We start from the raw sequence: 9,721 nt of genomic DNA, 5'->3' as shown, positions 1-9,721 counted from the left end.
TGTTTTTTAAACAGGGGGTTTTTCAACAAACTGAAAAATATAGTATAAATACTATATTTTTAACTACATTAACTTATAATTTCTTCAAAACATTCTTTGCTTAAATCTTTGCATGCTTTAAAATTTTTTTTTGTTACCTCGGTATTTTCATCATATAATGATAACTTTCCTAAAGTATCTCCTTTATGCACATCACCAATAGGAGAAAAAACTTCTATTTCAATTTTTTCATTTTCTTTAAATCCATAAGCAAAATCACTTTCATCTAAAACTGATGCTAATTTAATCATACCCATTGATTCTACTAAATTTTTAGTAGAATCATTTTTAAAGATATACTTACTACATACATGATTATATATTTTTTCAGTTTGATTCCACCTGTCAGTACAATTTAATACTACTATTATTATGTCTCTACCTTCATGATTTACAGATGTAACTAAACACTTACCTGCTTGACCTGTATAACCAGTTTTTACTCCATTTGCATTAGGGATTTTCCACAAGATCTTATTGATATTTTGATAATCTCTTGTAAAACCATAAGTTTCTTTAGCAATAGTCTTTGATCCACAAATTTCTCTAAATAATTCATTTTTCATTGCTTTAGATGTTAGTATTGCTAAGTCGTAGGCAGAAGAGTAATGTTTTTGACTATCAAGCCCATGTGGACTTTCATAATTAGAACACATTATTCCAAGGCTATTGGCAAAGTCATTCATTATCTTTGCAAATCCTTCAACAGATCCGCCTATATCTTCAGCAATGGCAATAGCTGCATCATTACCTGATTTAAACATAAGTCCGAAGATAAGTTCTTTCATTTTTATACTTTCACCTGCGGAATATCCAACTTTAGATCCTCTTATACTTGCTGCATTTTTGCTTATAACAACTTCTCTATCTAAATCACCATAATTAATAGCAATTAAAGCTGTCATAATTTTTGTAGTGCTTGCCATAGGGACAATTTCAAAAGCATTTTGTGCAAATAATATCTGATTTGTTTCACCATCAATAGCAATGGCACATCTTGCATCTACCCTTAAATTATCAACTAAATAACTATTACTTTCAAAGTTATTAGTGTTTTCCATATTAACTGCATCATTTTCTAAATCATCTTCTTCAGCACTAAATGAATATACTGGACTCATTAATAAATTAAAAGAAAATATAGTAAAAAATATAATGCAATATATAAATTTAGTTAATTTCATAAAATCACCCTCTAGTTAAATCCATTTATGAAAATAGTTTTTTCAAAAAAGCTATTTTTACTCATTATTTTATAAAAAATATTAAGTATAATTTTTCATATGAAGGAAATAATATAAAACAATGTTAGGAGTAGGTGCTATGATTGTTTTATTACTTGTATTTTTTCTTTTATTCTTGCTTTTTATGCCCATTCCTTTAAAGCTATCTATAAAATATTTAGATGATTTTTATGAAATAAAATTTTATAAAATAAACCTTCTTTCTTCTGATGGTGGAATAATAAAAAAATTTATCAAGGACGATACAGTGAAAAAGTATGATACTAGCCACAATATAAAAGAAGAAGTAGAAGAAAAGGCTCAAGAAAAGATAAGAGGTACTAAATTTTCTATGATACTTTTATTTAAGAATCTATCTAATAATAGATATAAGCCATATTTTAAAGTTAATAGCAATATTGATTTTTCTGTTAATGATGCTGCAGGTACAGCTATACTTTATGGACTTTTAAATTCATTAAATCCAATCATCTTTAAAATATTATCAACTTTTTTTAAAATAAAGAACTTTGATAATAAATTTAACCCAATTTTTAAAGATAAGTACATTATCAATATATCAATTATGTGTATATTAACTATAAATATTGCAAAAATTATATATATGTTATTTTTAATCAAAAAAAGTAGTATACCTATTAGAGGAGGTGCCCATTAAAAGGGAAATAGTATGGCCAATAAGCATGAATTAGAAAATTTAATGAGAAGCACAATGGAAAATTTACGGGATATGATTGATGTAAATACCGTTGTAGGCGATGTAGTTGAACTACAAGATGGAGGGTGTATAATTCCCATATCAAAAGTAACCTTAGGATTTGCTTCTGGAGGAAGTGAATTTGGTGAAAAAGATTCAACTACTGAGGAAAGTGGATATCCATTTGGAGGTGGATCTGGTGCAGGAGTAAGCGTAAAACCAGTAGCATTTTTAGTTATTAAAGATGATTTTGTTAGACTTCTAAATGTAGATCATGATTCTACCATGGATAAATTAGTTGATTATATTCCACAAATTTTTGATTTTGTTAAGAGCTATAATAAAGACTGTGAAAAAGAAAATAAAAAAGAATAAAAGGAAGAAGATACAATCTTCCTTTTATTCTTCTTCAATTCCTTGTAATGCTGAGTTTAATAATTCTAAAGAATTATCTGCATCACTGTCTTCATATAAATCAAGTGAAGGTAATTCCTTTAATGATTGTAAACCAAATTGTCTTAAGAATTCATCTGTGGTTCCATATAATATAGGTCTTCCTGGAACTTCAAGTCTTCCAACATCTTTTATTAAATCACGTTCCAATAATCTTTGTAATGCAGATTCTGATTTAACCCCTCTGATTTCATCAATATCAACACGAGTTATAGGTTGTTTATATGCTACAATTGCCAAACTTTCTATGGAAGCTTGTGATAATGACTGTCTTTTATTCTTTTTAAGTAGCTTTTGTATAAATTCTGAGTTTTCAGGCTTAGTAACAAATTGATATGAATCATCTATATTTATAAGCTTTATACCTCTACTTTCAGATTTAAAATCTTCAGCAAGCTCATTTAATATCTCTTTTACCGTCTTTCTATCAAGTTCAAGGTTTGTATAAATGTCTTTTATATTTAATGGTTCTCCAGCCACAAATAGCATTGCTTCAATAGCAGATTTTATTTTATTCTTTCTTGAAGTTTCTGCAAATTCATATTGATTAACGTCTATATTATTCATTTTCTACTCTCCTTTTCATTAGTATTTCTTTAAAATTACCTTCTTGATATGCAATAATAACCCTTAACTTAATTAATTCAAGTAATGCTAAGAATGTTACAACTGTCTCTAACTTTGATTCACTTTCCTTAATAATACTTCTAAACTCAATAACATTTGCATTATTGAATCTATCTAGTAGCTCCTTCATCTTATCTTCTACCTTATACTTATCAGTATATATCTTTCTTTGAACCACATTGATATTGTTTTGTTTATTATGATAAGTATCAAGAATATTATTATAAATATTATATAAGTCAATTAAGGTTAAATTCTTAAATATATCTTCATTACACTTAGGTGCTTTTTCCTCTTCAATTTCAATAATTTCTGGCTTTTTACTATAGATTTCTCCAGAATTAATATGTCTTTCTTTAAAGAAGCTTGACACCGCTTTTATTTGCTTATATTCTATTAATCTTAGCTTAAGCTTATTTTCAATATCCTCTTCATTTTCATCTTCAACTTTAACCTTTGGCAATAAACTTTTAGATTTTATCTCAATTAAAGTTGCAGCAATGACGATAAATTCAGAAGTTATTTCCAAATCCATTTCCTTCATTTCATCTAAATAACGTAAATATTGATTAGTAATTTTATATATTTCAATATTATATATATCCATTTTATTCTTCTTTATAAGATGTAATAATAAATCAAATGGACCTTCAAAATCAGCCACTTTAATTTTTGGAAGTTCCATGCTAATCCACCCTTCACTATTTTAGTTCAGTTTTAATAATAACAAGTTAAGGTGAAAATAACAAGCAGATATCAGTCTTCTTTCAAAAAATCTCTCCTCAGGCTCAGGACATTTTTCATAATCTACAACCTTAAGCTTTAATCCATCATCATCAATTACTTTTCCATATACAATTATCCATGTATCTTCCTTAATATCTTCCATATTTAGAAGAGGGATCTTAATTATCCTTGAATCATATTGACAACAAGTAAGCCGTTCTCTAGCTAAATATACTTTTCCTGATTCTTCTTTATCTACATATATAAATCCTTTAAAATAAAGCTTCTCTCCATCATAATCATCAATATTTTCAGTAATATCTGAAATATTATTAAAACTATCATTAATGACTTCATTTCTATCATCAGGATATGCAAAATATAAAAGAAGGATTATTACAAAGAATATTAATGGAAAAAATTTATTGGTAATGTACCTCCTACTTGGAATTGTGAAAATTTTAGGGAACTGACAAATAGAAAACAAAACCAAAATTATAACAGAAAATTTAAAAAATATAAGCATACGACCATTTATAAAATTTTGTATTTCATCACTTTTTATTAAGAAAAACATTAAGAAATTTAAAATTACTAGCAGTATAAACCAAATTAATTCATCATAATTTATTCTTTTCATAACTCCTCCTATACCTTTATAAAGGAAAGACAGATAGAAAAGGCTGTAACTACCAGCAATATTGTTATGATTAATGTAGTAGCAAATTTCTTTTTAAACAAACCTAATGTTAATATGGAATTCTTCAAATCCATCATTGGGCCTAAAACCATAAAGGCACTGACTGATGGAATACCAAAGTTCTTTAAAAACTTGCTGGCAACAAAAGCATCTGCTTCTGAACATAAAGATAATAAAAATGATATACCAATCATTATTACTATTGCCAGTACATTATTAAATGTATAGTCATTTAAAATTTCTTCCTTTATAACACTTCCAAATATACTAGAAATCAATGCTCCCAGTATTACATATACACTTATGTTTAAAAATTCATTTGAAGCTTGGCATACTATGGTGTGAAGCTTATCTAATTTTGATGTATAATACTTTTTTTCACTGCTGCAACAAGCACATGATAAATCAAGATATCCATCAGATATAATGTTTTCTATTGGAGTATTCATAAATATATATGATATTATGGTTCCAACAATTATAGAGCAGAATATTCCTCCTAACACTCTTATTATAACAATGGTAAGATTAGCATCAAATGCATAATATGTTGATGCAATAACAAATGGATTTACTATTGGTACAGAAAGCATAAAAGTTATTGCAATGCCAACAGGAACACCTTTCTTTATTAGACTTCTTGATACTGGTACTATAGCACATTCACACATTGGAAAAACCAATCCCATAAAAGCAGCTGCAAGAAAAGCCAGGACCTTTCTTTTAGGAACAATTCGTCTTATAACCTCTTCTGTAATATAAAACTGTATAATTGTTGATATAATAGCCCCCATAACTATAAATGGAATTGATTCAATAACAACACCTAAAAAACTCCAGCACCAATGTCTAAATACAATCATTACTTCACCATCTCTTACTAATTAATTAAACTTTTTACGCAAATTTATCTTAATCTTCCTAAACTTATTATTCAAAAACAAATTAGATTTTCTCAGTTCAGTAAGCATAGTACTATTGTCGTCACTAAATAATATGTGACCATTATAGTTTATGGAAGAAATAATATGGTATATTTCATCTATTTCTTTACTAGTAACTTTTTTATAATTATTCAACAGTATTAAATTACTATTTTCTATATATGGTATAAATAGCTCAGATAAGTTTTTAAAGTAATATAGAAATGTCTTTGCATTGATAATATAGTATACACATCTTAATCTACAATATTTATTAAGATTTTCTGCATATATCTTATAAAAATCTTCCATTGTATATGTTCCATTATACTCAATTATAATTTTGTAAGGTTTATATTTATAAATGTTTTCAATAATCTTTGACCCTAATAAAGATATATCATCATTAAAATATATAATTTTATATTCTTTTGAATTTGCTTCTATTTTGCTATGTCCATCTTCTGTTAAAATTACTAATGCTTTTTCATCATCTATTTTAGTTAATTCATTTAAAGCATTTATAAAGGCTGTTTTACCAGCCTCTATAAAGCCACATACTATTTCTAAATCTGCTTTCATTAACCATACCTCATTTAAAGAAATGCTCTAATTCTTTTTTATTTATATCCACTCCAATAAAGGAAATTATATTTTCATCATTATAATCTATTTTTTCAATATTATATTCATTTAATGAGAAATCAAATTGACCATATTGACCATTTAAAAGCTGCACTATACCTTTGGCTCTAAGAATTGTTCCAAAACTTTTACTTGAAGCAATGAATTTGAACTTACTACTTAATTCTTCAGGAGATATTTTTCTATTTAACTTTAATGTAAAGCTTTGAAAAGAATCATTTACTTTTTTTGTAGATATTTTTCCACTGCCTACTTTTATATTTTTCATAGTAATTTTATTCTTAGAAGTATTTTGCACCGTATGATTTTTATTTACTATTTTATCCTTAAGATTAACCTCATCCCAAATACAATCTAAAATCTGTGCATTAGGGTTAATCTTTTTTATTTCCTCCTGTACATAATTAACTGTATTTTTATCAGCTAATTGTACCCTACTTAAGACAATTATATTTGCATATTTAATTTGATCTATATAGAATCTTCTAAAATTATTCATATACATATGGAATTTCAAGCAATCAACTATTGTAATAATATTATCAACACTGCATATTTCTTTTAAATCTTCATCTTTAAATGTTTTAATTATCTCACTTAACTTGGCTATTCCTGTAGGTTCAATAATTATACGCTCAAATTCATAATTATTATTTAACTCCATAAGAGCTTCCTTAAAATAGCCTGTAACTTCACAGCAAATGCATCCAGCAGTAATTTCTTTAATTACAGCCTTAGACTCCTTTAATATTTCACTGTCTATATTAACTTCACCAAATTCATTCTCAATAATAACAATCTTATCTTTATAGAAATTATCATTTATTAACTTTTTAATAAAACGAGTTTTTCCTGCCCCTAAAAATCCAGAAATAATATCAACTTTTTTTATCACAGTATTCCATCCATATAAATTAATCAATTCACTCATAAATAATTTTATGAACTATAAATATAAATTATGAATTGTTATTAAATAAAAAAGCCTTAAGGAAGAGGATTCCTCAAGGCTTCTATATTCGCTTTATAGTATTTTCGCTACTAAATTATTCCCTTGTTCATATACAGTTACAATATAAGAAACAGCAAATCCTGAAATATGACCTCTAATATATAACTTAACTCCATCACCATCAAACCCTAGGAATTGAGCATACATAAAATTAAAGTACAAAGGAGTATCTTCATAAACACCATATTGGTCAACTTTAAAACTATATAAATCCTTTTCTATATGTGCTCGGTCATTATCAGTCAGTGGAATTACATTGCCATCTTCATTGCTAGAAACCAGATAATCATATACACCTGCATTTCCAAGTAAGTGCTGTGATACTAAATCTATTGCAAAATCTATTTCTTTATATTCATTTTGTACATAATTACTACTATTAACTATTTCATCATTGGCATTAAAGCCTTCATAGCCCTTATTCCCAATATAAGTATTGCCAAGGGCATTAAATTCAGTATTTGTTTCTTCTGCTATATCACCACTATCCTCTCCTGCTGTAGCTGTGTTTCCATCTACTGTAGTAATTATTTCATCAGTAAATGTATCTCCATTTATATCATCATTTGAATTTTCTTTATAGCAACCTGAAAAAAGCATCGAAACTAATACTATGTAAGATATAGACCTTAATTTTCTAGTCATCCTATCACCTCCAATTTGATTATATCACAATAAATATTGTATAAATATATATATTTTGTTAATGTTCAAGACAAATTATATTGAAAAAAGAGTATCTTAAGATACTCTTTCTTTATATTATATTCCTTCTTTAAATAAGTTTTTTAAGTTATATTTTATATTTTCAAAGAAGTTTGCTTTTTCAACATCTCTATCGCAATATAGTTCAACTTCTCCTACTTTTTTATCACCTACAAAAACTTCACAAATACCAACAATTTCTCCTTCTTTGTAAGAATCTTTTTCATTATTTAATGTAATCTTGTTTTCAGGATCTCCATTGGTACCCTTTTCAAGTACTATAGTTAAATCAGTTTTTGCTTTTGCTATAAAATATCTATCGGTATTTTTACCTAAAAAGATTTTTTCTACATCTTCATCTTTTGAAAATATTTTTTTACCTTCATATTTTGAAAATCCATAATTCATTAACATACTTGCATCACGATTTCTTACTTTATATGTAGGTGCACCCATTATTACTGCTAACATTCTTACGCCATCTCTTACAGCTGTAGCAGATATACAATATTTAGCTTCTTCGGTATAACCAGTTTTTAATCCATCACAGCCCTCAAAAAATCTTACAAGCTTATTATGATTTACTAGTTCTATAGGACTTTTCCTTCCTTCAGAGATAGTTTCCATATATGTACCTGTATACTTTAATATTGATGGATGTTTTAATAATTCTAAAGACATTATTGAAATATCTTTAGCTGTTGTATAGTGACCTTCTTCAGGTAAGCCATTGCAATTTTTAAAATTTGTATTTACCATACCTAATTCTTTTGCTCTTTTATTCATCATAGAAACAAAATTATCAACGCTTCCACCTAAAAATTCAGCCATTGCAACTGCTGCATCATTTCCAGAAGCAATTGCAATTCCCTTAAGTATTTCTTCTACAGTTCTAACTTCACCAGTATCTAACAGCATTGTGCTTCCACCCATGTTTTTGGCGTTTTCACTACAAACTATCTTGTCATTTAATGTAATGTTTCCATTATCAACTGCTTCAATAGCTAATAACATTGTCATTATTTTAGTAACAGATGCTGGTGCAAATTTTTCTTCAGAGTTTTTTTCATAAAGAACAGTACCGCTAACAGGTTCTACTAATAATGCTGATTTTGCATCAACATTCATGCCTTCCTCATAAGTAGTAGAAGATAATATGCTATACTCTTCAGCAATATCTACTGGCTCACCTATACTTGCATATACAAATGTATTAAAGGATAATAAAGTTAAAATAGCAAGAGATATTGTCTTAATTAGCGTGTTTTTCATCTCTCTTCCTCCTCTCAAGCTTAGTGTTACCAAAAGAAAAAAAAATATAATAGAAAGAAATCCATCTCTTTCTATTATATTTTTTAAATTTAGCTTATTACATTATATATTAAAGGAATATTATCATTAAATTCTGCTTCTATTTTAATATTTTCCTTTATTTTCTCTTCAATTTTATTATTATCTTCTTTATTACTGTGGATATAAGCTATAACATCACCTTTATTCACTTTATCTCCACGTTTCTTATTTAACACTATTCCTACTGTTAAATCTATTATACTGTCCTTAGTAGCTCTCCCAGCTCCTAACTCCATAGCTATAAGTCCCATTGCTTCAGTATTAATTTTTGTAATATATCCATCATTTTCTGCTGTTACAGGAATTATGTACTTTGCCACTGGGAACAATTCTGGATTATCTATTGGTGATACATCTCCACCTTGAGCCTTAATAAATTCTTTAAGCTTCTCAAGACCTTTTCCATTAGCTATATTTTCTTTTAAAAGTGCCTTACCCTCTTCAATACTTGTAACCTTTTCAGCACAAAGAAGCATATTTGCACCTAAAGTAAGTGTTAGCTCTAATAAATCTTTAGGCCCATTACCTTTTAATAATTCTATAGCTTCTTTTACTTCAAGGATATTACCAATGGCATAACCAAGAGGCTGATCCATA

Annotated in this window: 10 protein-coding genes and 2 pseudogenes; 2 read left to right on the top strand and 10 right to left on the bottom strand. The window is 27.3% G+C overall.

What is annotated here, in order from left to right; all coding sequences use genetic code 11:
* Positions 1-302: 302 nt before the first annotated feature.
* Positions 303-1,100: pseudogene (locus tag Q5O44_RS03235) on the bottom strand (D-alanyl-D-alanine carboxypeptidase family protein); the annotation flags it as partial.
* A gap of 262 nt (positions 1,101-1,362) precedes the next feature.
* On the opposite strand from Q5O44_RS03235, the gene Q5O44_RS03230 reads away from it, so the two are divergent.
* Entirely contained in the window at positions 1,363-1,941 is a 579-nt protein-coding gene (locus Q5O44_RS03230; RefSeq protein ID WP_022166952.1) for a DUF2953 domain-containing protein, read from the top strand.
* Positions 1,942-1,953: 12 nt separating this feature from the next.
* Positions 1,954-2,355, top strand: a complete 402-nt coding sequence (gene ytfJ / locus Q5O44_RS03225) for a GerW family sporulation protein (RefSeq protein ID WP_022166951.1) — start codon at positions 1,954-1,956, stop codon at positions 2,353-2,355.
* Positions 2,356-2,379: 24 nt separating this feature from the next.
* Here ytfJ and scpB read toward each other — a convergent pair whose 3' ends face one another.
* The 9 genes and pseudogenes from scpB to deoA all read right to left on the bottom strand — a co-directional run.
* On the bottom strand, positions 2,380-3,000 hold the full coding sequence (gene scpB, locus Q5O44_RS03220) for an SMC-Scp complex subunit ScpB (protein ID WP_022166950.1): 621 nt from the start codon (positions 2,998-3,000) through the stop codon (positions 2,380-2,382).
* A complete protein-coding gene (locus Q5O44_RS03215) occupies positions 2,993-3,745 on the bottom strand; it encodes a segregation/condensation protein A (RefSeq protein WP_022166949.1) in 753 nt (250 codons plus the stop codon). Before Q5O44_RS03215 ends, scpB begins: the two co-directional genes overlap by 8 nt.
* Before the next feature lie 21 nt (positions 3,746-3,766).
* Positions 3,767-4,426, bottom strand: coding sequence for a hypothetical protein (locus Q5O44_RS03210; protein ID WP_022166948.1), 660 nt, complete (start codon positions 4,424-4,426; stop codon positions 3,767-3,769).
* An 8-nt stretch (positions 4,427-4,434) separates the two neighbouring features.
* Positions 4,435-5,349: a permease gene (locus Q5O44_RS03205; RefSeq protein ID WP_022166947.1), complete on the bottom strand. Its 915-nt coding sequence runs from the start codon at positions 5,347-5,349 to the stop codon at positions 4,435-4,437.
* Positions 5,350-5,370: 21 nt separating this feature from the next.
* A complete protein-coding gene (locus Q5O44_RS03200) occupies positions 5,371-5,991 on the bottom strand; it encodes a GTP-binding protein (protein WP_022166946.1) in 621 nt (206 codons plus the stop codon).
* 10 nt (positions 5,992-6,001) lie between these two features.
* Entirely contained in the window at positions 6,002-6,949 is a 948-nt protein-coding gene (locus Q5O44_RS03195) for a CobW family GTP-binding protein (protein ID WP_302637249.1), read from the bottom strand.
* Positions 6,950-7,078: 129 nt separating this feature from the next.
* Positions 7,079-7,711 (bottom strand): hypothetical protein, encoded by a 633-nt coding sequence (locus tag Q5O44_RS03190; protein ID WP_022166944.1) that lies wholly within the window; start codon positions 7,709-7,711, stop codon positions 7,079-7,081.
* A gap of 117 nt (positions 7,712-7,828) precedes the next feature.
* Positions 7,829-9,043, bottom strand: coding sequence for a D-alanyl-D-alanine carboxypeptidase family protein (locus tag Q5O44_RS03185; protein WP_022166943.1), 1,215 nt, complete (start codon positions 9,041-9,043; stop codon positions 7,829-7,831).
* A gap of 89 nt (positions 9,044-9,132) precedes the next feature.
* A pseudogene (gene deoA / locus Q5O44_RS03180) lies at positions 9,133-9,721 on the bottom strand (pyrimidine-nucleoside phosphorylase); the annotation flags it as partial.

Source organism: Clostridium sp. CAG:221, assembly GCA_000435835.1.
GTDB lineage: Bacteria > Bacillota > Clostridia > Clostridiales > Clostridiaceae > Clostridium.
This window is presented reverse-complemented; position numbering and strand designations above follow the sequence as displayed.

What these genes read in the sequence shown, in the direction of transcription:
- Q5O44_RS03230 (WP_022166952.1), top strand. Translation starts at nt 1,363, where the DNA reads ATGATTGTTTTATTACTTGTATTTTTTCTTTTATTCTTGCTTTTTATG.
- ytfJ (WP_022166951.1), top strand. Translation starts at nt 1,954, where the DNA reads ATGGCCAATAAGCATGAATTAGAAAATTTAATGAGAAGCACAATGGAA.
- scpB (WP_022166950.1), bottom strand. Translation starts at nt 3,000, where the DNA reads ATGAATAATATAGACGTTAATCAATATGAATTTGCAGAAACTTCAAGA.
- Q5O44_RS03215 (WP_022166949.1), bottom strand. Translation starts at nt 3,745, where the DNA reads ATGGAACTTCCAAAAATTAAAGTGGCTGATTTTGAAGGTCCATTTGAT.
- Q5O44_RS03210 (WP_022166948.1), bottom strand. Translation starts at nt 4,426, where the DNA reads ATGAAAAGAATAAATTATGATGAATTAATTTGGTTTATACTGCTAGTA.
- Q5O44_RS03205 (WP_022166947.1), bottom strand. Translation starts at nt 5,349, where the DNA reads ATGATTGTATTTAGACATTGGTGCTGGAGTTTTTTAGGTGTTGTTATT.
- Q5O44_RS03200 (WP_022166946.1), bottom strand. Translation starts at nt 5,991, where the DNA reads ATGAAAGCAGATTTAGAAATAGTATGTGGCTTTATAGAGGCTGGTAAA.
- Q5O44_RS03190 (WP_022166944.1), bottom strand. Translation starts at nt 7,711, where the DNA reads ATGACTAGAAAATTAAGGTCTATATCTTACATAGTATTAGTTTCGATG.
- Q5O44_RS03185 (WP_022166943.1), bottom strand. Translation starts at nt 9,043, where the DNA reads ATGAAAAACACGCTAATTAAGACAATATCTCTTGCTATTTTAACTTTA.